The sequence below is a fragment of the Amycolatopsis sp. NPDC049159 genome (genome assembly GCF_040648295.1).
Taxonomy (GTDB): Bacteria; Actinomycetota; Actinomycetes; order Mycobacteriales; family Pseudonocardiaceae; genus Amycolatopsis; species Amycolatopsis pretoriensis_A.
Genome location: NZ_JBEZDL010000019.1, coordinates 190,092 through 211,033, shown reverse-complemented (window position 1 = coordinate 211,033; position 20,942 = coordinate 190,092). Strand labels below are relative to the sequence as shown.

Annotated in this window: 26 protein-coding genes; 11 read left to right on the top strand and 15 right to left on the bottom strand. The window is 73.2% G+C overall.

All coding sequences use genetic code 11. The features are described from left to right. Positions 1-22: 22 nt before the first annotated feature. Both AB0B33_RS32365 and AB0B33_RS32360 read left to right on the top strand, forming a co-directional pair. Complete coding sequence (locus AB0B33_RS32365) at positions 23-469, top strand: CBS domain-containing protein (protein ID WP_360778639.1); 447 nt, start codon at positions 23-25, stop codon at positions 467-469. 16 nt (positions 470-485) lie between these two features. Then, positions 486-1,781, top strand: a complete 1,296-nt coding sequence (locus AB0B33_RS32360) for an ArsB/NhaD family transporter (protein WP_360778636.1) — start codon at positions 486-488, stop codon at positions 1,779-1,781. A 138-nt stretch (positions 1,782-1,919) separates the two neighbouring features. On the opposite strand, the gene AB0B33_RS32355 is transcribed toward AB0B33_RS32360, so the two are convergent. From AB0B33_RS32355 to AB0B33_RS32330, 6 genes are read right to left on the bottom strand one after another with little or no spacing between them, the layout of a single operon-like run. Next, a complete protein-coding gene (locus AB0B33_RS32355; protein ID WP_360778633.1) occupies positions 1,920-2,456 on the bottom strand; it encodes a DUF2231 domain-containing protein in 537 nt (178 codons plus the stop codon). 45 nt (positions 2,457-2,501) lie between these two features. Further along, on the bottom strand, positions 2,502-3,197 hold the full coding sequence (locus AB0B33_RS32350) for an FAD:protein FMN transferase (protein WP_360778630.1): 696 nt from the start codon (positions 3,195-3,197) through the stop codon (positions 2,502-2,504). A 41-nt stretch (positions 3,198-3,238) separates the two neighbouring features. Continuing rightward, positions 3,239-3,712 carry an FMN-binding protein gene (locus AB0B33_RS32345; RefSeq protein ID WP_360778627.1) on the bottom strand — a complete coding sequence of 158 codons (474 nt, stop codon included), beginning with the start codon at positions 3,710-3,712 and terminating at the stop codon, positions 3,239-3,241. A gap of 13 nt (positions 3,713-3,725) precedes the next feature. After that, positions 3,726-5,108, bottom strand: coding sequence for a ferredoxin reductase family protein (locus AB0B33_RS32340; protein WP_360778624.1), 1,383 nt, complete (start codon positions 5,106-5,108; stop codon positions 3,726-3,728). A gap of 47 nt (positions 5,109-5,155) precedes the next feature. Further along, the gene (locus AB0B33_RS32335) at positions 5,156-6,535 is read right to left on the bottom strand and encodes a HAMP domain-containing sensor histidine kinase (RefSeq protein ID WP_360778622.1); all 1,380 of its coding nucleotides are present in this window, start codon (positions 6,533-6,535) and stop codon (positions 5,156-5,158) included. Next, positions 6,532-7,230, bottom strand: a complete 699-nt coding sequence (locus tag AB0B33_RS32330; RefSeq protein ID WP_281506326.1) for a response regulator transcription factor — start codon at positions 7,228-7,230, stop codon at positions 6,532-6,534. The genes AB0B33_RS32335 and AB0B33_RS32330 overlap by 4 nt, the downstream gene beginning before the upstream one ends. A gap of 111 nt (positions 7,231-7,341) precedes the next feature. Between AB0B33_RS32330 and AB0B33_RS32325 the strand changes: the two genes are divergently transcribed. After that, a complete protein-coding gene (locus AB0B33_RS32325; protein ID WP_360778619.1) occupies positions 7,342-7,773 on the top strand; it encodes an HPF/RaiA family ribosome-associated protein in 432 nt (143 codons plus the stop codon). A 63-nt stretch (positions 7,774-7,836) separates the two neighbouring features. Beyond that, the gene (locus tag AB0B33_RS32320; protein WP_360778616.1) at positions 7,837-8,136 is read left to right on the top strand and encodes a DUF2267 domain-containing protein; all 300 of its coding nucleotides are present in this window, start codon (positions 7,837-7,839) and stop codon (positions 8,134-8,136) included. A 185-nt stretch (positions 8,137-8,321) separates the two neighbouring features. Here the strand turns inward: AB0B33_RS32320 and AB0B33_RS32315 are convergent, their stop codons facing one another. From AB0B33_RS32315 to AB0B33_RS32285, 7 genes are all read right to left on the bottom strand, one after another. Next, complete coding sequence (locus AB0B33_RS32315) at positions 8,322-8,954, bottom strand: DUF4232 domain-containing protein (protein WP_360778613.1); 633 nt, start codon at positions 8,952-8,954, stop codon at positions 8,322-8,324. After that, positions 8,903-9,184, bottom strand: coding sequence for a hypothetical protein (locus AB0B33_RS32310; protein WP_360778610.1), 282 nt, complete (start codon positions 9,182-9,184; stop codon positions 8,903-8,905). Before AB0B33_RS32310 ends, AB0B33_RS32315 begins: the two co-directional genes overlap by 52 nt. A gap of 12 nt (positions 9,185-9,196) precedes the next feature. Beyond that, on the bottom strand, positions 9,197-9,421 hold the full coding sequence (locus tag AB0B33_RS32305; protein ID WP_360778607.1) for a hypothetical protein: 225 nt from the start codon (positions 9,419-9,421) through the stop codon (positions 9,197-9,199). 158 nt (positions 9,422-9,579) lie between these two features. Further along, positions 9,580-10,485, bottom strand: coding sequence for an NAD(P)H nitroreductase (locus AB0B33_RS32300; protein ID WP_360778604.1), 906 nt, complete (start codon positions 10,483-10,485; stop codon positions 9,580-9,582). Between the two features lie 29 nt (positions 10,486-10,514). Then, a complete protein-coding gene (locus tag AB0B33_RS32295; protein WP_360778601.1) occupies positions 10,515-10,847 on the bottom strand; it encodes a hypothetical protein in 333 nt (110 codons plus the stop codon). After that, on the bottom strand, positions 10,844-11,281 hold the full coding sequence (locus tag AB0B33_RS32290) for a pyridoxamine 5'-phosphate oxidase family protein (protein ID WP_360778598.1): 438 nt from the start codon (positions 11,279-11,281) through the stop codon (positions 10,844-10,846). Before AB0B33_RS32290 ends, AB0B33_RS32295 begins: the two co-directional genes overlap by 4 nt. A gap of 153 nt (positions 11,282-11,434) precedes the next feature. Further along, the gene (locus AB0B33_RS32285) at positions 11,435-12,076 is read right to left on the bottom strand and encodes a phosphoribosyltransferase family protein (RefSeq protein WP_360778595.1); all 642 of its coding nucleotides are present in this window, start codon (positions 12,074-12,076) and stop codon (positions 11,435-11,437) included. A gap of 405 nt (positions 12,077-12,481) precedes the next feature. On the opposite strand from AB0B33_RS32285, the gene AB0B33_RS32280 reads away from it, so the two are divergent. Both AB0B33_RS32280 and AB0B33_RS32275 read left to right on the top strand, forming a co-directional pair. Next, a complete protein-coding gene (locus AB0B33_RS32280) occupies positions 12,482-12,742 on the top strand; it encodes a hypothetical protein (RefSeq protein WP_360778592.1) in 261 nt (86 codons plus the stop codon). Positions 12,743-12,922: 180 nt separating this feature from the next. Further along, positions 12,923-15,553 carry a SpoIIE family protein phosphatase gene (locus AB0B33_RS32275; RefSeq protein WP_360778589.1) on the top strand — a complete coding sequence of 877 codons (2,631 nt, stop codon included), beginning with the start codon at positions 12,923-12,925 and terminating at the stop codon, positions 15,551-15,553. Here AB0B33_RS32275 and AB0B33_RS32270 read toward each other — a convergent pair. Further along, a complete protein-coding gene (locus AB0B33_RS32270; RefSeq protein ID WP_247022177.1) occupies positions 15,525-15,776 on the bottom strand; it encodes a hypothetical protein in 252 nt (83 codons plus the stop codon). The genes AB0B33_RS32275 and AB0B33_RS32270 overlap by 29 nt on opposite strands. Before the next feature lie 423 nt (positions 15,777-16,199). Between AB0B33_RS32270 and AB0B33_RS32265 the strand changes: the two genes are divergently transcribed. After that, positions 16,200-16,706: a MarR family transcriptional regulator gene (locus AB0B33_RS32265; RefSeq protein ID WP_360778586.1), complete on the top strand. Its 507-nt coding sequence runs from the start codon at positions 16,200-16,202 to the stop codon at positions 16,704-16,706. 7 nt (positions 16,707-16,713) lie between these two features. Here the strand turns inward: AB0B33_RS32265 and AB0B33_RS32260 are convergent, their stop codons facing one another. Further along, positions 16,714-17,073, bottom strand: a complete 360-nt coding sequence (locus tag AB0B33_RS32260; RefSeq protein WP_360778583.1) for a spore germination protein GerW family protein — start codon at positions 17,071-17,073, stop codon at positions 16,714-16,716. 159 nt (positions 17,074-17,232) lie between these two features. Here AB0B33_RS32260 and AB0B33_RS32255 point away from each other — a divergent pair, with 159 nt between their 5' ends. Genes AB0B33_RS32255 through AB0B33_RS32240 form a run of 4 tightly spaced genes read left to right on the top strand, consistent with a single transcriptional unit; the run spans position 17,233 to position 20,941 of the window. Beyond that, positions 17,233-18,126 carry a fructose-bisphosphate aldolase gene (locus AB0B33_RS32255; RefSeq protein ID WP_360778580.1) on the top strand — a complete coding sequence of 298 codons (894 nt, stop codon included), beginning with the start codon at positions 17,233-17,235 and terminating at the stop codon, positions 18,124-18,126. Continuing rightward, a complete protein-coding gene (locus AB0B33_RS32250) occupies positions 18,123-18,719 on the top strand; it encodes a 2-oxoacid:acceptor oxidoreductase family protein (RefSeq protein ID WP_360778577.1) in 597 nt (198 codons plus the stop codon). Before AB0B33_RS32255 ends, AB0B33_RS32250 begins: the two co-directional genes overlap by 4 nt. Then, entirely contained in the window at positions 18,703-19,941 is a 1,239-nt protein-coding gene (locus AB0B33_RS32245; protein WP_360778573.1) for a transketolase C-terminal domain-containing protein, read from the top strand. Before AB0B33_RS32250 ends, AB0B33_RS32245 begins: the two co-directional genes overlap by 17 nt. A 4-nt stretch (positions 19,942-19,945) precedes the next feature. After that, positions 19,946-20,941, top strand: coding sequence for a thiamine pyrophosphate-dependent enzyme (locus tag AB0B33_RS32240; RefSeq protein ID WP_360778571.1), 996 nt, complete (start codon positions 19,946-19,948; stop codon positions 20,939-20,941). The last annotated feature ends 1 nt before the right edge of the window (position 20,942 follow it).

Here is a 20,942-nt window from a genome sequence, read left to right as displayed (position 1 = left end):
CCGCCCGCCGTACGCTGGGTGGATGCACGCTGTGGAGATGGCCGAGGAGTACCCGGTCGTGGACGTCGACTCCGACGCGCTCGCCGCGGCGAAGCTGCTGGCCGAGCGGCGGCTGCCGGGCCTCGTCGTGACCGACGCGTCCGGGTGCCCGTGCTCGATCCTGCCGGCGTCGCAGGTGGTGCAGTTCCTGGTGCCGCGGTACGTGCAGGACGACCCGTCGCTGGCCGGTGTCCTGGACGAGTCGATGGCCGACCGGATCGCGGACAAGCTGGGCGGCAAGACCGTCCGGTCGCTGCTGCCCGAGAAGCCGTCGGAGCTGCCTCGCGTGCAGGGCGACGACACGATCGTGGAGGTCGCGGCGATCATGGCCCGCCTGCGCTGCCCGCTGGTCGCCGTCATGGAGGACAAGCGGCTGCTCGGCGTCATTTCCGCGTCGCGGCTGCTGGAACTGGCACTCTCGCACGGCTGAACCCGGGAGCGGCGCGATGAGCACCGTCCTCGCCGTCGCGGTCTTCGTCGTCGCATACGTCTTCATCGCCACCGAGAAGATCCCGAAGATGGTCGCGGCCCTCGTCGGTGCCGGGGTCGTGCTGGCCTTCGGGGTGACCGGCTCCGAGGACGCGTTCTACTCCCACGACACCGGCATCGACTGGGACGTCGTCTTCCTGCTGCTCGGGATGATGATCATCGTCGGCGTGCTGCGCCGCACCGGCGTGTTCGAGTACGTCGCCATCTGGGCGGCCAAGCGGGCCAAGGGCTCGCCGCTGCGGATCATGGTCCTGCTGGTGCTGATCACCGCCGTCGCGTCGGCGTTCCTCGACAACGTCACCACCGTGCTGTTGATCGCCCCGGTCACGTTGCTGGTGTGCGACCGGCTCGACATCAAGCCCACGCCGTTCCTGATCGCGGAGGTGCTGGCGTCGAACATCGGCGGTGCGGCGACGCTGATCGGTGACCCGCCGAACATCATCATCGGCAGCCGCGCCGGCCTGTCGTTCAACGACTTCCTGCTCAACATGACGCCGATCGTCGCGATCGAACTCGTCGCGTTCACGCTCGCGCTGCGCTGGGTCTTCCGGGGGTCCTTCGCCGTGGACCCGGCGCGGGTGGCCGACGTGATGCGGCTGAACGAACGGGAGGCGATCCGCGACCGCGGCCTGCTGGTCAAGTGCGGGGTCGTGCTGCTGGCGGTGTTCGCCGGGTTCGTGGGTCACTCGCTGTTCCACATCGAGCCGTCCGTGGTGGCCCTGCTGGGTGCCGGCGTCCTCGTGCTGATTTCGCGCGCCGAGCCGAAGGACTTCCTGGCCGGGGTCGAGTGGGAGACGCTGCTGTTCTTCGCCGGCCTGTTCGTGATGATCGGCGCGCTGGTCAAGACCGGCGTGATCGGGGACCTGGCGAAGCTGGCGGCCGACGCCACCGGCGGCAACGCGCTCTTGGCGGTGATGCTGATCCTCGTGGTGTCGACGGTGCTGTCCGGGGTGATCGACAACATCCCGTACGTGGCGACGATGAGCCCGCTGGTGCTGGCGCTGACCCAGGACATCCCGGATCCGGGGCACTCGGAGGCGCTGTGGTGGTCGCTGGCGCTGGGCGCGGACTTCGGCGGCAACATGACGGCGATCGGCGCCAGCGCCAACGTGGTGATGCTCGGCATCGCGGCGCGGTCGGGCAGCCCGATCTCGTTCTGGGAGTTCACCCGCAAGGGTGCACAGGTCACGCTGCTCACCGTGCTGATCGCGGCGCCTTACCTCTGGCTGCGTTACTTCGTGTTCGGCTGGTGAAGCCCTTGGCAGTGGCCGTCGGCGCGGCCAGGGAGCTGCCGGCGTTGCGGCCGCGCCGGCCTCCTCCGTCGTGGTGTGCCTGCCGAAGGTGTCCACTTCGGCCCCGGGATGCTCGGCGAAGGCTGACCGGCGGCTGCGTCAACGTTCGGGACCCCGCGGTGCCGGGGTCGAGCTGTACTGGCCTTGCCAGGTGGCTTGGGCGCCGGAGTCGCCGATGCGGTAGACGTCGTAGACCGCCGCGCCCGCGGCCACCACGGCGAGGGCCGAGAGCACCACCGTCACCGCGGTGGACGCCGGGGCCAGGAACGTGCGGCGGCCGGTCGCGTTCGCGGTGCCGGCGGCTGGGGTCCGCAGGCTCTCGCGGCGGCGCCACCACACCAGGAGTGCGAGCACGGCCACCGGGATCGCGACCCACAGCGCCGTGTCGCCGAGTTCGGTGTGGGTGCGGACCAGCGGGGTCGACGCGACGCGGCGTTCGAGCCATTCGCCGGCGTCGGTGGTGATGGGGACCAGGATCACGACCAGGGCGGCCAGGATCGCGTTGGGGCCGGCCAGTTTGGCGCGCGCCGCGGGCCAGAGTGCGCTCAGCACCAGCAGGAGCGCGGACAACGGCAGCAGGACGACGATGGCGTGCACGAGCAGGATGTGGGCGGGCAGGCCGCTGACGGTGGTCATGGTGTCCTTTGTGGAGTGTGGTGGGATCGGTCGCGGGAGCGGGTTTCAGGGAGCGCGAGCGAGCGCCGCCACCTCGTAGCCCGGAGCACAGGTGGCGACCCACTCTTCGACGTCTTCGCCGCCGCGGGCGAACGCGGCCGTGGCGAAGACGTCGGCCCACAGGAGGCTCGGGCCGGTGACCGTCACGGCGAGCAGATCGCCGGGATGGCGGCCGGTGTGCGGGTCGATGATGTGCTTGCCTCGTTCGGCCGAGCCGGATGTGGCGACGCCGCCGCTGCGCAACTCGAGGATGGTGAGGAAGGCGTTGGTGTTCTGCGGGTCTTGGACGGCGACCTGCCACGCCGGGCACCGGGAGGCCACGCGGCCGGTGACGTCGCCGCCGGCGTTGAGGTAGTGGTCGAACCCGCGCAGGCGGGCGAGCTGGGTGGCGGCGCCTTCGGCCGCCCAGCCCTTCACGAGGCCGGACGGGTCGAATCCGCCGGGGAGCCACGCGTCGAAGTACCCTCCGGTCCGCTGCCGGGCTTTCTCGCACAGCGCCACGACCTCGGTGACCCACGGGTGGGCGTCGCCGGGGGAGAGCTCCCGGCGGCGGATCGCGCTGACCTGGCTGTCCGGGCGGTAGGTGCTGAACAGCTCGTCGGCGGCGCGCAGGTGCCCGAACACCGCGGCCACGGCCGGTTCCACGGCCGGGTCGCTGTCCACCCGGGGGCCGCGCAGGTGCAGGCTCATCTCGGTGCCCATGATCGACCGGGTCCAGGACCGGCGCTGTCGCTGCGGGCTCGTCATCCGTGGGCCGCGTCGATCGCGGACTGCAGGGACTGCTGGTAGCCCTCGGAGGTGTAGGTCGCGCCGCTGACGGTGTCGATCTGCGCGCTCTGCGCCTGCAGCGCCTCCTGGTTCAGCTCGGGCACGGCTTCGGAGTTGATCCGGACGTCGCGGCCGCTTTCCTGGGGGTACTCGATGGCCTGGGCGTCGGTGATCCGGCCGCCGGCGACGGTGATCCGCACCTGCACCGGGCCGTAGCGGGTGTCGGCGGCGTCGCCGGTGAAGGTGCCGTCGCCGCCCGAGGCGCCACCGGACGTCGTCGGGCTGGATGCCGCCGGGCCGGACGTGACCGGGGCGGACGTGCGGGACGGCTGGCCGCCGCCGAGCGGCCGCCCGGCGGCGACCGGGGTCTGGTCGGTGCTGGTGCGGTAGCTGAACAACAGCACGACGATCGAGACGGTCGCGGCGAGGGCGATGGCGATCCTGCGCATCGGAAGTCCTTTCCTACCAGGCGAACCGCTCGGCGTGGACGCGGCCGGCGGGGACGCCGGCGCGGCGGGCGCTCTCGAGCACGGCGGCGGTCCAGGTGTCGGGGCCGCAGACGTAGACGTCGTGGTCGGCGATGTCGGGCACCAGGTGGCGCAGCACCTGCTCGTCGGGCACCGGGGCGTAGCCGGCGGGCAGCCACGACGCGCGGGCGCGGGAGCGGCGGCCGAGCAGGTAGTGGAGCCGGACCCCGCGCCGGGCGGCGAGGTCGTCGAGTTCCTGGCGGAACAGCAGGTCGGCCGCGCGGCCGGCGCGCTGGAACAGCACGGCTTCCCCCGGGTGGTAGGGGAGTTCGTCGAGGAGCGCACGCAGGGGCGTGATCCCGATGCCGGAGGCGAACAGCGCGAGCTTCCGTCCTTTTCGGACAGTCGAGGTCAGCCGGCCGTACGGGCCCTCGAAGAGCGCCGGCGTACCGGGCCGCAGGGTGGCCAGCCGGCGGCTGCCCGCACCGAGGTCCTTCGCCGTGATCCGCAGCCGCTGCCCGTCGGGGGCGGCCGAGAGGGAAAACGGTTTGCCGCGTGTCCAGCCGGGCCCGGAGCGGAATCGCCAGATGAAGAACTGGCCCGCGGCCACGGGAAGCCGGTCGAGGTCGCGGCCGCGCAGGTACACCGAGACGACGCCGCGGCCTTCCGGCACGACCTGCTCCACGACCAGCCGGTGCCGGAGGTTCAGCCACCCCGGCAGCCCGAGCCGGAACACGAGCACGGCGCCGGCCGCCACCGCGTAGGCGGTCCACCAGAAGACCGTGGCGAGCGGGGACGCGGTGAAGTCGGCGCCGGTCCACAGCTGGTGCGGCAGCGCCAGGCCGGCACCGAGGTAGGCGTAGAGGTGCAGCAGGTGCCAGGACTCGTAGCGCAACCGTCGGCGGGCCGCGCGCACCGACGTCACGGCGACCATGCCCAGCGCGGCCGTCCCGGCGGTCGCCAGGAGCATGCCCGGGTAGGTCGTGACCAGCGCCCACGCCTCGGCCACCAGGCCCGAACGGTCGGCCGCCGCGTAGCCGAGGGTGATGAGCACGATGTGCGCGGCGAGCATGGTGATCGAGGTGAAACCGGCGAGCCGGTGCCGGCGGGCGAGTTCGTCCTGGCCGTAGCTGCGTTCGACCCACGGGATCCGGGCCATCAGCAGCAGCTGCAGGAGCAGGAGGTCGGCCGACACCAGGCCGGTCAGCCGTCCGGTGGAGGTGAAGAAGTCCGTGCGGAGATCCTGCAGGCCGCGGCCGGACACCCAGAGCGCGACCACGAACAGCATGCTCAGCCAGGCCGTCGAGCCGGCGACGTCGCGCCACCACGCGCGGACCGCGGGCCGCGAGACGCGGCTGGTGACGAGAGTGGCGGACATCGGGCTCCTCGGGTGATCGCTCCGGGATCCACCCTTCCGGAGCCCGGTTAGCCGCCGACGTGACCAGGGTGAGAACTCGGTAAGAGAAGATCGGCGCCGACGGTGAACCCGACCACCGCGCCGCCGCCCGGCCGCGGCTCGGCGAACACCGACCCGCCGTGGGCGAGGGCGATCTCGCGCACGATGGCCAGCCCGAGGCCGGAGCCGGGCAGGCCGCGGGCCCCGTCCGCGCGGTGGAAGCGGTCGAACACGCGGGCCGCGTCCTCCTCGCCGATGCCGGGGCCGCGGTCGAGCACCCGGACCCGCCCGTCCCGCACCTCGACCTCGATCGGGCCGTCCGGAGCGAACTTCACGGCGTTCTCCAGCAGGTTCGCCACCGCGCGTTCGAGTGCTTTGGCCTGACCGGTCAGGGTCGTCGCGTCGGCTTCGACGGTGATGGTGCGTCCCGAGCGGTGCCGGACGCGACCGGCGGCGTGGCCGGCGATCTCGCCCAGCTCGACCGGGGCGGGCTCTTCGGCTTCGTAGCGGCGGGTGGCGAGTTCGACCAGCTCGTCGATCAGGTGGGTCAGCTCGCGGGCTTCGCCGTCGACGTCGTCGAGCAGCCGGGCGCGGGCGTCGGGGCCGAGCTCGGCGAAGCGGCGCAGGACGCTGGCGTTGGTGCGCAGGCTGGTCAGCGGGGTCCGCAGCTCGTGCGCGGCGTCCTGGACCAGGCGTTCCTGGTCGGCGCGGGCGTCGGCGAGCCGGCCGAGCATCCGGTCGAAGGACGTCGCGAGCCGCCCGACCTCGTCGCGGCCGCCGGTGGGGACGGCGACGTCGTCGAGGCGGCCGTCGCTGACCTGCTCCGTGACGTCGGTCAGCCGGACGAGCCGGCGGGTGATCTGCCTGGCCAGCAGCCAGCCGGCGAGCGCCGCGGCGGCCAGGACCAGGGCGCTGACGCCGGTGATGCGGGCGGCCAGCTCCTTCAGCACGTGGCGGGACTCGTCCACGTCGATGCCGAGCTGAACGGCTCCGCGGCCGGGGCCCAAGGCGACGGTGATCACGCGGTAGTCGTCGCGGCCGGCGGCGACGTCCCAGTAGCGGTGGGCGCCGAGGGAGCCGGTGGCGGCCAACGTCCGATCGGCGTCGGCGACGTCCAGGTGCACCCGGCGGCCGCCGATCGGGCGGGCGGTCCCGTCCGGGGCGATCGACTGGGCGACCATCGGCTGGGCTTCGTCGTGGTCGTCGTCATCGGGGCCGCGGGTGACCGGGCTCGGTGCGAGCACCTGCGTCGCGCCGGCCGCGACTTCCGCCGAGGTGGTGAGCAGCGAGCGGTCCAGCTCCGCGTCGATCCGCTGGGAGGCCGCCTGGTAGCTGAACACCCCGACCAGGATGGCCGCGGCGGCGCCGACGCCGGCGAACGCGATCGCGAGCTTGCTGCGCAGGTTCACGAGGGCCGCACCGAGTAGCCCACGCCCCGCACGGTGTGGATGAGTCCGGTGGCGCCGGCCTGGTCCAGCTTGCGCCGGAGGTAGCCGATGTAGACGGCGAGGTTCTTCGAGTCCGAACCGAACTCGTAGCCCCAGATCCGCTGGTAGATGGTGGAGCGGTCGAGCACGATGCCGGCGTTGCGGACCAGCAGCTCCAGGAGGTCGAACTCGGTCTTGGACAGGGTGATCTCGGTGCCCTGCCACCAGACGCGGCGGGCGGCGGGGTCGACCGCGAGCTCGCCCAGCCGCAGCGTCCTCGCGGTGGCGGTGCCGGGTTCGGCCGAGGTGCGGCGCAGCAGGGCCCGCAGCCGGGCGAGGAGCTCGTCGAGTTCGAAGGGCTTGGACAGGTAGTCGTCGGCACCGGCGTCCAGGCCGGCCACCCGATCGGGGGTTTCGACCCGGGCGGTGAGCATGAGGATCGGGGTCTGGTCGCCTTCGGCGCGCAGCACGCGGCACACGCCGAGCCCGTCGACGCCGGGCATCATGACGTCGACGATCAGCACGTCGAACTCTTCGCGCCGGGCCGTGGCCAGCGCGCTCACACCGTCGGTCACCTCGGTGACGTCGTAGCGTTCGAGCTCGAGCGCGCGCACGAGCGATTCGCGGATGGCGCGGTCGTCGTCGGCGAGCAGGACGCGGTGCGGCATGCCCGCCATCATGCCCGCCCGCCGGGAGCGCGGCGGATCGGCGGGCGCAAGCGGTCGAGCACGGACTGGAGCCGCGTCGCCGCGACAGGTTTCGTCGTCGGCCCGCGATACCAGGGGCCGGTGAACTGCTCGAGGCGTCGGTGGGTCCTCTCCGGCGGCGAAGCACTCACCCGGCGCCTCGAAGGTGAGCTGGCCCGCTTCGCCGACCGGATCACCCGCTGGGAAGTCCACCTCGGCGACGAAAACGCCGCGGGAGCGGACCGGCGATGCGTGCTCGAGGCTCGTCCTGTCGGCCGCCGGCCGGTTTCCGTCACCCACCACGCGGGGTCGGTGGCCGAGGCGTGCCACGGCGCCGCCCGCAAGCTCTACGACCTGCTGGACCGCGTGTACGACCGCGCGCACCACCACAAGGGCGGCCGGACGATCCGGCACCGGGAAGCAGAGGCGGACGAAGGCTGGCGCGGCCGCCGTCGCGAGCCCGGCGGCCACAACGCTCCTCGGCGGGGAACCCGGCCTCGTGGAATCCGGCGCCCGAGGGGCCGGAAGGCCTGACCGCCGGTGACTTCCGGCCACAGCCCCGGCCGGGGCTCCGCCGGAGGAGAACCTGAGTTCGTCGTGGGAAGATGGCCCACCGCGTGCTGCGCGCGTGGCTGCGCGTCGTCCGCGACCGGCTGCCCGGCGGTGCTGCTGCGCGGCGAGTTCTTCGACGGCTGGAACCCCGGCCGGGTCCCGGTGGCCTACGACGTCGCGGAGTTCTGCGAACGGTTCGCCGCTGAGGCCGGGATCCACCAGAGCCAGGTCGCGGACGCGGCCGTCGCGGTCAGCACCGCGCTGGACACCTTGTGCTCCGCCGGGAACCTCGATCACGTCCTCGCTCGGGATCCCCTCGGCAGCCGCCGCCGCGAACGGTGGTGACCGCCGGGTGGCGGGGAGGGGAGGTCGGCCCGCGCCGTCACCACCGTTGCGGGGGAGGGGTTCGCCGCCGATCGTGCGGAGGCGGCTGGTGTCCCTCACCCCTGACGCTCCTCGCGTCCGCCGGTCCGGGGCAGAGCCGGAAGTCCTTGCCGGTCAAGCACAAAGGCCTCACCGGGAGCCGTGCTTCACGGTGCGCCGGTGTCGCGGCGCACGGCTTGGACGGCCAGGGTTCGTCGGCCGGGCAGGTGCTTGGCACAGGCGCGGGCTCCGGGCTCGGGCAGCAGCACCGGCGCGGTGCCGCCGGGCGGGTACACGCGCAGACCGGTCACCGGAGTGGGACCGCACACGGCCGGGTCGTAGTTGTCGGGATTGACCTGGTCGACCCAGGCCACGGCGGATTGCCCGCGCCGCAGGACGAGCACCGGCGTGGCGCCGGGGTCGCGGACGGCGGCCTCGCCGACTTGGTGGTGGTCGCCGCCGGCGAAGTAGGAGACCCCCGGGTAGCCGGTGATCGTGCAGGCGCGCCCGGTGTTGGTGAACGAGACGGGCACGTAGAGGTGCCCGGCGGCGCCGTCGCCCGGCCCGAGGCTGACGCGCAGCGCGGCCGTGGCGCACCGGGTGATCGGGGGCGTGCTGTTCCCCGGCGTCGGGCGGGGAACCGGGGAGGGAGTCGCGGTCACGGCCGGCACCGGCGGCGCCGCGGTCGCGCTCGACGCGGAGGGCGGCGACGCGGTGTTCGCTTCGTGGTCGCAGGCGGCGACCGTGATCAAGAGGAGGCCGGCGGCCGCGGCCGTCCGCCTCGTGCCGGATGTGGACATGCTCCACCCCTGTTCTTCGTGGTTGCCCGTTCGGCGGCGACCGGCGCCAGCATCGCCCGCAGTTCGGCTTGCGACAGCGGGCCGTGCGGCCGGTGCGCCGGCGGTGCCGCTTCGGTGTGGTCCAGGCCGAGCATCGCGAGCAGTTCGGCCTCGTCCCGGCGGTCGCGGGCGCGCCGCTTCACCAGCCGGGTGGCGAAGTCGCGCTGTTCGGACGTGGGCTCGTCGAACACGGCGGTACCCCTTCAGTCGTCCGGCTCGGCGACGTCGAGCCGGTAGCCGGGTACGAGCCGCGCGTCCCGGGGGCTGAACTCGACCCAGACCGAGCCGGGGCGGAGGTCGGGGACGCGGCCGACCACGACGCCGGTCCGGCCGGTGAACCGGCCACTGTGCGCGCGCACCCGCAGGCCGCTGGGGAACCCGCCGGTCCGCGCGGGCCCCGGGTTCCGGTCTTGGTGGGCGAAAGTCATCTCGGCTCCGGTCCGGGGGAAGTGCCGGGCGTTCTGCCGGCCCTGCGAGGTTCCCGCACGGTGGGGGAACGCGGCGAGAGGCGGAAGCCAGGTCCGGGTGAGTCGTTCCTCCTGTGCCGCCGGGCATTTGTGCCCACGGACGGCGCACGACCCGAGCATCAGTCCGCTGCGGACGCCGTGGTGCTCGGGTCGACGCCGAGCGCGGGAAGCCGGTGGTGGTACTTCGGCGGCGCCTGCAGCGGCTCCAGGACGTGGCCGAGGGGACGCCGCGGGGTCGGCGGCGGCGGTTCGGTGCCGGGTGGCGCCCAGCCGACCCGTAGCAGGATCTGCGGGTGCTGTCCCGGAGCCGCGAACGCGAGTGCGGCCCGGCGCAGCTCCGGGTTCTTCAGCGGATCGGTCAGCGGGCACGACGACAGCCCGAGCGCGGTCGCCGTCAGCAGGACAGCGCTCGTCGCCTCGCCGGCGCGCAGCCGGTCCACCCGGTCGTCGGCGGCGGTGCTCAGCACCAGCAGTTCACCGCCGCTCGCCAGGGGCCGGGTGAGCAGGGTGCCGGGCCGGTCCCGGCTTCCGGCGGCCACCGCGGCTCGCCGGAGCCCGCGGGCGGTGTCCGCGATCTGCCCGAGCTCGGCTCCTTCACACGCCGCGACGTGCGCCAGCCTGGCGAGGTGGTCGCGGGGAACCGGCCAAACGCCGTGGCGGCGGCGGTCGGAGCGCCGGCGGGGGATCGCCGCCGCCAGGGCGACGGTTTCCTCCGACGGACCGGCCGGGTGCGGTGTCACCACCGCGAGGTGGGCCGGGTCGCCCGGGTCGGGCAGCCGGCTGACCTCCGTGCGCCACCCCAGCGCGGCGAAGCCCACGCGGACGTGGTGCAGCGCCGCGCCGCAGCCGAGCAGCAGGTCGCGGTCGCCGGGGTCGGGCGGCCGGCGCTCCTGGTCGGTGAACAGGTGCACCGAGCTGTACCCGATCCGCCAGCGCCACGGCTGGGAATTGCCGGCGGACGGCGCGCGAAGGGCCAAGGCGACCGCCGCTTCGATGGTCGCGGTGGCCGGGATTCGTCGGTTCATGTCCGTGCCTCCGTCGCACCGGCGGTGGGTCAGCGGCCGGGGGAACGCCGGGTCCGCCTGCGCCGCGTGTAGCCCGGGCCGTGGAAGACACCGGCCGCCAGGACGATGCCGAACACGAACCCGAAGTCGTACAGGTGACCGCTGTTGTGCACCTCGTAGACCCCGACGTGGTCGTTGAACAGCGAAACCACGAAGCTGATCGGGCAGATGAACCCGTGCCACAGACCCAGCCAGAAGCCGGGCTGCGAAGCGGAGCCGGCGAGGACGTCGGCGGCCGGAGCGCACGCCGCCAGGAGCAGCGCGAGACCGGCAGCCAGGAGCGCGAAGGCAGTGCGGCGGCTCAGAAAGCGTGGTGTCGTCATGGTGGTCCCGATTCCGTCGCGTCGTCTGCGTCCGGGCGGGGGGCGAGCAGGCGGCCTTCGATCCGGTCGACGCCGATCCGCAGCAGCCGGTCGCGCGGTGGGGGAGCCCACGAGCGCAGGCCCGCGCCGAGCTGGGCGGCCACGGTTCCGACGTCGGTCGTGAGGGTGGCGACCCCGGTGACGATCACGCTCCAGCCCGTGCGGCGGCCGGAGTCGTAGGCATCGGCTTCGAAGGTGACCGGTTGCCCGTCGAGCCGGTCGGCCCAGGAGTTCCGGCCCGCCCGCAGCCAGATCGCGTCGTCCGCCAAGGTGAAGTTGACGGGCCGGATCGAAGGCCTCCCGTCTCGGACGAAACCCAGCCGGCCGAGCGGGACGGAGGCGAGCAGCGACCGGCAGCGCGCCGGCCCCAACTCGCTCAGCTCCGATGTGCTCACTGGTCATCTCCGGTCTCGGATTCCTGTCGACAGAAGAAAATCCTTCGCCGGCGGCGGAGGCGGTCCCAGGGGACGAGGTCACCCGCCGTCGGGACCGAAGTCACCGCGGCCGGTTCGGCGTTTCACCGGGCGCGGGCCTGGTGCCGCCCCCGATCAGGGCTGCGCGTGCTCCCGCGGCAGCAGGCTGAGCACGTCGGCCTCCGCCACGTCCCGGAAGTCGTGGTACCACGGCGCGACCGCGGTCCGCCGGCGCAGCGGCAGGGGGCAGACGGTCTGGTCGACGTGGCGGGACACCGCGCGCAGCACGTCGAGCGGAGCGACCGGCACGGCCAAGACGATGCGCGCGGCGCTCCGGGCCCGAAGCACGCGGATCGCCGCGCGCACGGTGACGCCGGTGGTGATGCCGTCGGCCACCAGGATCACCGTCTGCCCGCCGACTGCGACGGGCGAGCTCCACGGGTGGTAAGTGGCGGCCCGGCGGGCGACCTCGGCCTTCGCGTGGCCCGCGGCGCGGCCGAAGTCGCCGGGTGAGATGCCCAGCTTGCGAACGAGAGCGGGATTGCTGACCACGACGCCGTGTTCACCGACGGCCCCGATGACCGCCCGGGGCCTGCGAGGCGCGACGATCTCGCCGATCAGCAGTGCGTCCAGCGGAGCGGCCAAGGCTTCGGCGATCTCGTCGGCGACGACGACACCTCCGTGGGGCAGGCCGAGCACGACCGGCCGGTGCGCCTTCAGGTACCGGAGCCGGGGGACCAGCATCCGGCCGGCCTCCCGTCGGTCGCGGTAACGCATGGGGCCTCCCGCTCTCGGCGTCCCCGCCAGGATCCCGGGCGCGCGCCGCCGCCGGCAGGGCCGGAAGTCACCGCGGTCCGCGGCCCGAAGTCCCTCGCCGCGGACACCGACGGAGTCACGGCCACAGGCGGCGGTCCGGCCGGCTCGTCGCCGACGTCCCGGCGCCCGCCCGTCCGCCCTTCCGAAATCGCCGGCTCCCGGAATTCTCCGGTTCCGCTCGGTGTGATCCCCTCTCGTTTTCCGAAAATCTCCGGTGGATCCTCGTCCGTTCGGTGGCTCCGCCGGGCCGGCGCGGGCTGTCAGCCTGGACGGGTCGTCCTGGGCTCCGCCGCCCTCGGGTCCGGGGTGACACACCCAGGGAAGCGCCGCCGGCGGCGCTGTGGTCCGGATTGGACGGTGCGGGCGATGGATGTACCCGAGCTGATGCTCTGCGAGCACTGCTGGCACCCGATCAGCGCGGACGGCGGTTTCGTGGTGCGCGGGATCCGTGACGAAGCGCACCCGCTGCTCGCCACTTTGTTCAGCTACACCCACCCGGACGGTGACCCGGCCTGCCAGGCCGCCCGGCCGTCGCGGGTGCGGGTGGTGCACGAGCGGCCGGCCTCGCCGGTCGTCGTCGACCCGCCTGCGGAGGAGGAGCCCGGGGCCGGCGGGCCGGCGAGCTGACCACAGCCCGGCTCCGCGGGCGGAAAATCGCCTTCGCCGCGCTGGTTCGAAGGATTTCTCCCGGCGGCGCGGGACTTCCGGCGGCGAAGGTACTCCGCTGCGAACGGGGGATTGCCTCGCACGACGCCGGTCCAGCAGAGTGGTCCGCGCGCTGCGCGAGGGCGCGGGGGAGTGACAGTGGTGCGCGAGAGACTGCGAAGGCTGGGCAAGCCGGCGCTGTGGGGTGTGGCGGCCGGGGCGGGGTACGCGGCCGGCTCCCAGCTGGCTTTCACCGTGCTCGACTCCGCCGGGGCGGGCCCGACCTTCTTCCCGTCCGCGGGATTCAGCCTGGCCTTGTTGTGCCTGCTGCCGCGGCGGGTCTGGCCGTTCGCCTGCGCCGGCATCGCGACCGCGGAGTTCCTCGTCGACGTCGCAGAAGGGCTCGGTCCGTTCGCCGCGGCCGGGTTCGCCGTCGCGAACACCGCCGAACCGGTGCTGGGCGCGCTCCTGCTGGGGACGGCCCGGCCGGGCGGCACCTGGCGCGGACTCGCAAGGTTCGTGGCCGCTGCGGTGCTCGCGGCTCCGGCGGTGGGTGCGGTGGCCGGGGCGACGACCGCCGTGCTCGCGAGCGACGGTGGTGCCGCCTGGTGGGCCGTGGCCGGCCGGTGGTGGCTCGGCGACGGGCTCGGGGTGCTGGTGGTCGGCACCGCCCTGCTCGTGTGGGGCGACCGCGAGCCGGCTCCGGCGCGACGCGGCGGGGCCATCGCGGCCACGGCCGCGATGGGCGGGCTCGCGCTCCTCGTGTTCTGGGCGGACGTCTCCGTGGCCGGGTACGCCGGGGTGGTCGCGCTCGGGTGGGTCGCCTTGTGGTGGGGGCTGCGCGTCGTGACGGCGGCCGGTGTGGTGATCGCGTTCGTGGCGACGACCGCCACGGCCGCGGGGCGGGGACCGTGGGCCGGCGACGCCCCGGCGGCGGGGCTCGTCCACTTGCAGGTGCTGCTGGCGGTGGTGCTGCTCACGATGCTTCTGCTCGCGGTGACCGGCAGCGAACGGGACGCCGCGGTGCGCGGTGCGGTGGTGGCGGAGGAGCGGCGGCGCCGCGCCGAGTCGGTGGCCGCGGCCGAGCACGCGGCGCACGTACGGGCGCGGCTGCTGCAGGCCGTCGCGGGCGAACTGGGGGCCGCGAACGGGATCGACCGGATCGTGACCGTCTTCGTCGAGGTCCACGACGGTGCGCTGGCCGCGGCGGCGGTGGGGTTGCTCGGCGACGGCGGAAGCCCGCAGGTGTGGACCGGCACCGGTGCCGGTCCGGTGACCCGCACGGTGGTCGTGGCCGGGACCGCCGAAGCCGCCGTGGTGCGGGACGGGCGGCCGCGCTTCTTCGCCGGCGGGCACCCGGTCCCGGGCGGGACCGCGGCCGGGCACGCCGCGGCGGTCTTGCCGCTGCGCACGGCGGGGGACGTCTTCGGCTACCTCGGGCTGTACTTCCGCGAGCCGGGCGCCGACCCCGGTGCCCAGCGCACCCTGCTGCTCACAATGGCCTCACAGGCCGCCCAAGCCGTGCACCGGGCCCGGCTGTACGAGGCCGAGCGGCGCTCGCGCCGGAGGGCGGAGGACGGCGAACGGCGGCAGCGGCTGCTGGGCGACCTCGTGGCGGCGCTGAGCACGCCGGGAAGCACGGCCGAACGCGCGCAGCGACTGGTCGACGCGCTCGTCCCGGCACTTGCGGACTTCGCGGTCGCCGAGTTCGGCGAAGACGGCGACACGGTTGTCGTCTCGGCGTCGCGCGACGCCGGCGGAACCGCGGCCTCCGCCGCGCGGAGCTCGGGCGTCCCCGCACTGAAGACCGTGCTGGTGACCGGGGAGCGGCACGTCGCCGGGCAGCCGCCCTCGACGGTCGGCGTGCCGCTGGCCGCCGAGGGCGGCGTGCGCGGCGCACTCGTGCTGGGGCACGCCGGCTCCGGCCGGTGCTTCACACCGGACGACCTCGCTCTGGTGGCCGACCTCGCCGTCCGCGCCGGGCTCGTGCTGCACGCGGCGCGGGTCGCCGATCACGAGCACTCGATCGCGTGGACCCTGCAGACCAGTCAGCTGCCCCGGCACTTGGCCGTCCCCCGCGGTGTGGCGGCTGCCGCCCGGTACCGGCCGAGCGAACGCGGCCTTTCGATCGGCGGCGACTGGTACGACCTGGTCACGCACCCGGACGGGCGCGTGACGGTCACGATCGGGGACGTCGTGGGGCACGGGCTGTCCGCCGCCGCGGCGATGGGGCAGATGCGCAGCGCCGCGACGGCGCTCATCCTCGCCGAACTCCGCCCGGCCGCCGTGCTGGACCGGCTGGACCTGGTTGCCGGGCGCACCGCCGGCGCTGAGCACGCCTCCGCGCTGGTAGCCGAACTCGACCCGGCGACGGGCCGGTTCTGCTACGCCGCGGCCGGGCACCCGCCGCCGGTGCTCGTCGCACCGGACGGGACGGTCGCGCTGCTCGACGGGGCCCGGTCACCGCTGCTGTGCCTGCCGCCCCGGCGCGGCCGCCCGGAGGCCGAACACACCGTGCTGCCGGGATCCGCGCTCGTCTGCTACACCGACGGGCTGATCGAACAGAACCGGCTGCCCCTGCACGAGGCGTTCGCCGACCTGCTGTCGGCGGCGACCCGGTACGCCGGGGCAGACCCGGAGGACCTGTGCGACGGTCTCATCGACGTCCTGGTGGGAGACACCCCCGCACGGGACGACATCGCGCTCGTCTGCCTGCGGTACGCACCCGTCCAGGCGTCGCACGCCGCGCAGCCGGCGCCGGGCCTCAGTTCCGGTCTCGGTGCGGCCGGGTGAGATCGGCGAACGACCCGATCACCGCGGGGCGCTGTTCGATGACCGCCAATGCGTAGGTGAGCACCAGGTGGGCGGTGCGGGCCTGTTGCGTTTCGGGCTCGTCCGCCCGGGTGCGTCCCAGGACCAGGTTCGCTTCGTGGCGCAGCCAGCGGTTGCGCTCGCGGCGCAGGAGCGCGACCTCGGGCTGCGGTGCGGGGGCTTCGGGAAAGAGTGCGTCGGGCATCGGTGAATCTCCTCGAAAACGTCGTTCCTGGTCGAGGATAACGAGGCTTCGGGCAATTCACCGCTCGGTGCGTACGGGGAATTTCTCCGTTCTCCGGTATCTCCGCGTTGATTCCGGCCGAGTGTTCGACGGAGTCGGAAAGTGGCTGGCTGGTCCCGGCGTTTTCCTGCGAGGCAACCGAAGCCGGGGCGGACGGTGCCGTGATTCTCGGCTATGGCTTATTTCGGGATCCGAGAATCTTCGGGTGGTCGCGGGCGGCGGGTGCGGCGTTTTTCCTCGATCGGCGTGGCGGACGCGAGCGGATGTGGCCGCTGCCCTATCTTTGCGCGAACGATGCGGAAAATCGGCCGAGCTGCAGGAGCCTAGATGGGCTAGTATCTAGTTAAGCTAGTTATCTCGACTGCGATCTTGTGGGTTGTGAGTATGGAACGTCTGGCTGAGCAACTGAGAGCGGTGATCGTGGCCACCGACGAGTACCGGCGCGCGGTGGCGTCCGCTCTCGGGATCGGCGTCCACGAGGCCGCAGTGCTGGGCGAGCTGCTGCACGAGGGGCAGTTGCCGCCGTCGGCGCTGGTGAAACGGCTGGGCATCGCGTCGGCCAGTGTGACCGCGCTCCTCGACCGGCTCGAGGCCGCCGGGTTCACCCGGCGCGAACGGCACCCGACCGACCGGCGCAGCGTTCTGGTCGTCCTGACCCCCGTCGGCCGCAGGGCGATCGAAGCCTCGTTCGCACTGTTCCGCGAGGACGTCTACGAGTCGGTCGCGCGCTCTGAACCGGCTCACATCCGCGAATTCACCGTGGTGCTCATCAAGATCGCCCAAGCGCTGCGGGAGCGGGCCGCCCAGCCCGCGTCGATCGGCGAAGCGCTCACCGACCGGGTCCGGACGGCCGGTGTGGAAGAAAACCGGTCCGCCGAACCGGCCGGGTAGGCCGCGCTCAGGATTCGCCGGCCGCAGGCTGCGCGCGGTACTTGATCTTGGCCAGCCGCGTCGCGGCGAAGAGCGCGGCCACGGCGATCGCGCCGAGGGTGGCCAGGAGGCGGTTCACGTCGACCGCCGGCTCCCAGCGGAGCTTGCCGTCCTTGATGACGTACGCCCCGACCGGTTTGGCGGACAGCCCGAAGCCGCCCCCTTCGCCGGAGCGGCCGTTTTCGTCGCGGCCGTCCCCGCCGCCACCGCCGGTGCCGACGGACGAAGCCACGATCACCGTGACGCCGTCGACCTCGTACGGCTCGCCGTAGACCATCCTGGTTTCCAGACCGTCTTTCGCCTTCGCGATCAGTTCGTCGACCTTCATGCCGTGGAGTCTCCGCACCGCGAGCCCGCGAGCGGCAGTGCCGATGGTCCTCGCGGCCGGTGACCGAGGGCCCCGGTGCCGGTGGCGTTCGCCAGCGGTGACGGCCGTCCCCGCGCGATTTGCTGGGCTCGTCACGCATCAGCGACTCCGGAGGCCGCCATGGCGCACCGTCCCCCGCTGGCCGAGCTCGGGCTGAACACCGGCAAGAAGACCCGGCTGCACCGCATCCTGCACGAGCACGGCTTGCGCAACGGCACGGCGTTCTTCCTGCCGTATGACCAAGGATTGGAGCACGGGCCCCGTGACTTCTTCGCCAACCCGGCTGCGGGCGATCCGAAGTACATCCTCAAGCTGGCGCTCGAGGGCGGCTTCAACGGCATCGCGATCCAGATCGGGCTGGCCGAGAAGTTCTACTGGGACTACGCGGGCGAACTGCCGCTGGTGCTGAAGCTCAACGGCAAGACCGAGATCCCGTCCGACGCCGAGGCGCTGTCCCCGCTGCACGGCAGCGTCGAGGACGCGGTCCGGCTCGGCGCCGACGCCGTCGGCTACACGCTCTACGTCGGGACGCCCGCGCAGGAGCAGGACTTCGCGCAGCTGCGCCGGGTCCGCGCCGACGCGCACCGGTTCGGCATGCCGCTGATCGTCTGGGCCTACCCGCGCGGCTCGGCCATCGAAGCCAAGGGTGGCCGTGACTCGTTCTACGCGGTCGACTACGCCGCCCGGACCGCGTCCGAACTCGGCGCCGACGTCGTCAAGGTGAACTTCCCGCACCCGGCGAAGATCGACAACGTTCCCGGCGGCTACGCCCGGGAAACGACCAGCCAGCAAGCGATCGACGCGGTCGTGCGCTCGGCCGGCCGCACCCTGCTCCTGGTCTCGGGTGGCGGCAAGGCCGGTGACGACGCGATGCTCGAGAAGGCGCGCGAGTCGATGGAAGCCGGCGCGACCGGGCTGATCTTCGGCCGCAACGTCTGGCAGCGCGACCACGACGAGTCCCTGCGGTTCGTCTCGGCGCTGCGCGAAATCCTCGCCAAGTATTCGAGCTCATGACCACGACCGAGGTTCGCATCCACGGGCGCGGTGGCCAGGGCGTGGTGACCGCGGCGGAACTGCTGTCGGTCGCCGCGTTCACGGAGGGACGGCACGCGCAGGCGTTCCCCAGCTTCGGCTCCGAACGCACGGGCGCGCCGGTGGTCTCGTTCTGCCGCATCTCCGGCGCGGTGATCCGGACGCGCGAGCCGATCACCGCGCCGGACGCGCTGATCATCCAGGACGCCACCCTGCTGCACCAGGTGAACGTCTTCGAGGGGCTGAAGCCCGACGGGTACCTGCTGGTGAACTCCGCGCACGGCTTCGAAGAGCTGGGCCTGGGGGAGTTCGTGCGCGGCTTCCGGCGTGAGCGGCTCCTCGTGGTGCCCGCGACCGAGCTGGCGCAGAAGCACCTCGGCCGCCCGATGCCGAACGCGGCGCTGCTCGGCGGGTTCGCCGCTTTGACCGGCGTCGTCGAGCTGCGTTCGGTGATCACCGCGATCTCCGGCCGGTTCACCGGGGCCAAGGCCGACGGCAACATCGCCGCGGCGACCGCCGCGTACGGGTTCGTCCGCGCCGAACGGGAGGAGCTGGCCCGTGCTCAGGCAGATTGAGGGTTCCCGGGCCGTCGCCGACGCGGTCGCGCTGTGCCGCCCCGAAGTCATCTGCGCGTACCCGATCTCGCCGCAGACCCACATCGTCGAAGGCCTGGCGGAGCTGGTGAAGTCCGGCGCGCTCACGCCGTGCGAGTTCGTCAACGTCGAGTCGGAGTTCGCGGCCATGTCGGTCGCCATCGGCGCGTCCGCCGCCGGTGCGCGCGCTTACACCGCCACGGCCAGCCAGGGCCTGCTGTACATGACCGAGGCCGTCTTCAACGTCGCCGGGCTCGGCCTGCCGATCGTGATGACGGTGGCGAACCGGGCGATCGGCGCGCCGATCAACATCTGGAACGACCAGAGCGACAGCATGGCCCTGCGCGATGCCGGCTGGATCCAGCTCTACGCCGAGACCAACCAGGAAGCGGCGGATCTGCACGTCCAGGCGTTCCGGATCGCCGAGGAGCTGTCCACGCCGGTGATGGTCTGCATGGACGGCTTCGTGCTGACCCACGCCTGGGAACCGGTGGACACGCCCACGCAGCAGGAGGTCGACACCTTCTTGCCGCCGTACGAGCCGCGGCAGGTCCTCGACCCCGACGAGCCGTCGTCGATCGGCGCGATGGTCGGGCCCGAGGCTTTCACCGAGGTGAAGTACCTCGCGCACGCCCGATTGGTGGAAGCGCTCGACGTCGTCCCCGACGTCGCCGATCGCTTCGCCGAGGCGTTCGGCCGGAATTCCGGTGGCCTGACCCGGTCCTACCGCACCGAAGACGCCGAGACGATCGTGCTCGCCCTCGGCTCGGTGCTGGGCACGCTCAAGGACACCGTCGACGAGCTGCGAGCGGACGGCCTGCGGGTCGGCGTGCTCGGGCTGACCTGCTTCCGGCCGTTCCCGGCCGAGGCCGTCCGGGCGGCCATCGGGCACGCGCGGCGCGTGGTCGTCCTGGAGCGGGCCTTCGAGCCCGGCGTCGGCGGGATCGTCACGCAGAACGTCGTCACGGCGGCGCCCGCGACCGAGGTCCACACGGTGGTGGCCGGGCTGGGCGGCCGTGCGATCACGAAGCGTTCCCTGTCCGGGGTGTTGCGAGCGGACCGGCTGCCGCCGTTGACCTTCCTCGACCTCGACCGCTCGCTGATCGACCGCGAGCTCGGCCGCCTCGCCGCGGCCCGGCGCTCGGGTCCGACAGCCGAAAACATCCTGCGCGACCTCGGTGCGGTCGCCTCGGGAATCGGGTGACGACATGGCCGTGATGCCCATCAAGTTCTACCAGACCGGCAGCTTCGCGATCGGGGGCCGGCTGCTGGGTGAGGACCAGCGCAGCGTCCAGTCCGACCGGATGCGGATCAACTCGATCGACTGCGGGCACCGGGCCTGCCAGGGCTGCGGTGAAGCACTGGGCGCCCGGTACGCGCTCGACGCCGCCATGCGCGCCACCGGCAACCGGATGGTCGCGGTCAACGCGACCGGCTGCCTGGAGGTCTTCTCGACACCGTACCCCGAGACGTCGTGGCGGATCCCGTGGCTGCACTCGCTGTTCGGCAACGCGCCGGCCGTGGCCACCGGCGTCGCCGCCGCGATGAAGGCCAAGGGCCGCGACGACGTCCGCGTGGTCGGGCAGGGCGGGGACGGCGGGACCGTCGACATCGGGTTCGCCTGCCTGTCCGGGATGTTCGAGCGCGACGACGACGTGCTCTACATCTGCTACGACAACGAGGCCTACATGAACACCGGCGTCCAGCGCTCCGGGGCGACCCCGGCCGCGGCGCGCACGGCGACGACCCCGGCCGTCGGCCCCGATCCCGGCGCGGTGTTCGGCCAGGGCAAGGACCTGCCGCGGATCGCGATGGCGCACGAAATCCCGTACGTGGCCACGGCGACCGTCGCGGACCTGCGCGACCTGGAGGCGAAGGTCACGCGGGCGATGGAGTTCCACGGTGCCCGGTACCTGCACGTGCTGGTGCCGTGCCCGCTCGGCTGGGGCAGCGCGTCGCACGACACCATCCGGATCGCCCGGCTGGCCAAGGAAAGCGGGCTCTTCCCGGTGTTCGAGGCCGTGCACGGCGAGGTCGTCGCGACCTCGAAGATCCGGCAGCGCGTGCCGGTCGAGGACTACCTGCGGCTGCAGACGCGGTACGCGCACCTGTTCGGCGACGAGCCGCGGACCGGCGTGATCGCGGGGATCCAGGCGCAGGCCGACCGGAACATCCGTCGTTACAACCTGCTCGGGGAGGTCTGAG

Coding starts and splice junctions, on each gene's coding strand:
- AB0B33_RS32255 (WP_360778580.1), top strand. CDS start 17,233: ATGGCGCACCGTCCCCCGCTGGCCGAGCTCGGGCTGAACACCGGCAAG.
- AB0B33_RS32250 (WP_360778577.1), top strand. CDS start 18,123: ATGACCACGACCGAGGTTCGCATCCACGGGCGCGGTGGCCAGGGCGTG.
- AB0B33_RS32285 (WP_360778595.1), bottom strand. CDS start 12,076: ATGCGTTACCGCGACCGACGGGAGGCCGGCCGGATGCTGGTCCCCCGG.
- AB0B33_RS32340 (WP_360778624.1), bottom strand. CDS start 5,108: ATGTCCGCCACTCTCGTCACCAGCCGCGTCTCGCGGCCCGCGGTCCGC.
- AB0B33_RS32315 (WP_360778613.1), bottom strand. CDS start 8,954: ATGTCCACATCCGGCACGAGGCGGACGGCCGCGGCCGCCGGCCTCCTC.
- AB0B33_RS32355 (WP_360778633.1), bottom strand. CDS start 2,456: ATGACCACCGTCAGCGGCCTGCCCGCCCACATCCTGCTCGTGCACGCC.
- AB0B33_RS32330 (WP_281506326.1), bottom strand. CDS start 7,230: ATGGCGGGCATGCCGCACCGCGTCCTGCTCGCCGACGACGACCGCGCC.
- AB0B33_RS32350 (WP_360778630.1), bottom strand. CDS start 3,197: ATGGGCACCGAGATGAGCCTGCACCTGCGCGGCCCCCGGGTGGACAGC.
- AB0B33_RS32260 (WP_360778583.1), bottom strand. CDS start 17,073: ATGAAGGTCGACGAACTGATCGCGAAGGCGAAAGACGGTCTGGAAACC.
- AB0B33_RS32280 (WP_360778592.1), top strand. CDS start 12,482: ATGGATGTACCCGAGCTGATGCTCTGCGAGCACTGCTGGCACCCGATC.
- AB0B33_RS32365 (WP_360778639.1), top strand. CDS start 23: ATGCACGCTGTGGAGATGGCCGAGGAGTACCCGGTCGTGGACGTCGAC.
- AB0B33_RS32270 (WP_247022177.1), bottom strand. CDS start 15,776: ATGCCCGACGCACTCTTTCCCGAAGCCCCCGCACCGCAGCCCGAGGTC.
- AB0B33_RS32265 (WP_360778586.1), top strand. CDS start 16,200: ATGGAACGTCTGGCTGAGCAACTGAGAGCGGTGATCGTGGCCACCGAC.
- AB0B33_RS32305 (WP_360778607.1), bottom strand. CDS start 9,421: ATGACTTTCGCCCACCAAGACCGGAACCCGGGGCCCGCGCGGACCGGC.
- AB0B33_RS32295 (WP_360778601.1), bottom strand. CDS start 10,847: ATGACGACACCACGCTTTCTGAGCCGCCGCACTGCCTTCGCGCTCCTG.
- AB0B33_RS32300 (WP_360778604.1), bottom strand. CDS start 10,485: ATGAACCGACGAATCCCGGCCACCGCGACCATCGAAGCGGCGGTCGCC.
- AB0B33_RS32360 (WP_360778636.1), top strand. CDS start 486: ATGAGCACCGTCCTCGCCGTCGCGGTCTTCGTCGTCGCATACGTCTTC.
- AB0B33_RS32240 (WP_360778571.1), top strand. CDS start 19,946: ATGGCCGTGATGCCCATCAAGTTCTACCAGACCGGCAGCTTCGCGATC.
- AB0B33_RS32345 (WP_360778627.1), bottom strand. CDS start 3,712: ATGCGCAGGATCGCCATCGCCCTCGCCGCGACCGTCTCGATCGTCGTG.